Source organism: Algoriphagus aquaeductus, assembly GCF_003253485.1.
Taxonomy (GTDB): domain Bacteria; phylum Bacteroidota; class Bacteroidia; order Cytophagales; family Cyclobacteriaceae; genus Algoriphagus; species Algoriphagus aquaeductus.
On the sequence record NZ_QKTX01000042.1, the window covers coordinates 1 to 1,588 of the forward strand.

2 protein-coding genes are annotated in these 1,588 nt (G+C 43.8%); both read right to left on the reverse strand.

Annotation, left to right across the window (positions count from 1 at the left end; all coding sequences use genetic code 11):
• Window positions 1–563: hypothetical protein (locus tag CLV31_RS21665; protein WP_111395179.1), on the reverse strand; the 563-nt coding region annotated here is incomplete at its 3' end.
• 75 nt (window positions 564–638) lie between these two features.
• The gene (locus tag CLV31_RS21670) at window positions 639–1,229 is read right to left on the reverse strand and encodes a Crp/Fnr family transcriptional regulator (RefSeq protein WP_111395180.1); all 591 of its coding nucleotides are present in this window, start codon (window positions 1,227–1,229) and stop codon (window positions 639–641) included.
• Between the last annotated feature and the right edge of the window lie 359 nt (window positions 1,230–1,588).

Here is a 1,588-nt window from a genome sequence, read left to right on the forward strand (position 1 = left end):
TTTTCTGCCAATCCCTGATTATAGACAAATTGGATCCGGCTGTATAAGGCCCAAGTCTCATTGATCGGCGGCTTAAACTCATACAATCCAAACAGTTTTACATCCCGCTCTTCGTTGATCAGAAAATTCAGTACCGTGATGGCAAGCCATTTTCGGTTGGCAAAGCTATGCTCTACCCCCGCCAATGGGCTAAAACCCACGACTGAATTCCCTTCGCCACCGGCAGCCACCGCAAACCCTTTCTTCCCGATGCTGTAGTTAACCTGAAAAGGAATAATCACTGAGTTACCTATGGGATTTTCCTTATTCCAGTTTTCTGAAAAAACAGAAATCACCAAAAGGTCAAACTTACTGATAGGGGTAAATTTCTTCTTTACTATCAGCTGAAAGTTGAGTTGCTCATGGCCAAAAACCAATTCCAAGGGAATAGGAGGACCACTGGAAACCGGTTTGGCCGTGGAGGTGGGAGAAATTTCCTGGGATAGGCCCGGCAAAGAGGTCAGGAAGGAAACAAGGAGAAAGAAAAACAAGAAAGACGGACAAGGAGCTGATTTTAAATCCATTGGAATACATTTTAAGTAATCCAAAAGTAGACCAGCGAATGTCCCGAAGTTTTGCTCTAGCGCAAGGAATTGAGGCTAAAGCCCGTTTTTTAATCTGCTCAAGGTATAGGGAGTGACTCCCAGATAGGAGGCGACCAAGCGACTGGGTATCCGGCTCAAAATCAAAGGATACTGCCCAAGCAGCCACTTCAAGCGATCCAGTGCAGTCATCCCCTGAAGATCGTAGATCCGACGTTGGGAGGTGATGTAGGCATTCTGAAGGATATTTCGGTAAATTTTATTGACTTGAGGAGAAGTTTCTACCAGTTCGAAAAAAGCTGCCTTTTTAACCTCAAAAACGTACAAAGGCTCAATGGCCTGGAGATTCTCCACGGACTCGGTTCCTTCGATCATACTGGTCAGATTGGTCCCGAATTTATTTTCAAATGCAAAATACCGGGTCAGTTCAATCCCTTCCTGATTGACATGAAAAATCCGGAAGGACCCTTTGACCACAAAGTAAATGGATGAGCAAATTTCTCCCTGACGCAGAAGAAATTGGTTTTTTTGAAAATAAACAGGCAAAAAACGGGGTTTGATCGCTTCGAAGTCTGCATCACTCACAGGAGCAACCTCAGAAAAATAGGCTTTTAATTGAGCATAAGCATCAGGAGGGAATTTTGCCATTTACAGAGTTAAAGACAGGGGGAAAAGGGAGAACTTGAAAATAACTCAAAATTTCAGATATGTATCACAATCCCAGTCTGGGAGTAGTCAAATCATCATTAGGACTGGGTGGGATTTGCAATACTACCTCACCTCACCCCTTCCCGAAATCACTGCGCTCATCGGGACAGGCTTCCTTGAGGAGAGTGCTATTATGCATTTGAGAATCCAAGATTTGTAAACGCTTGGCACTTCTCTGGCTGATTGTCAAAAGCTTCGTTGTGTTAAGAAAGGGAATTTTGGGGAATTTCCCCGCACTACAAAACTAGTGGGTATTTATAGGGTTAAAATGAGGAAAATGAGGGAGGACGAAGGATTTT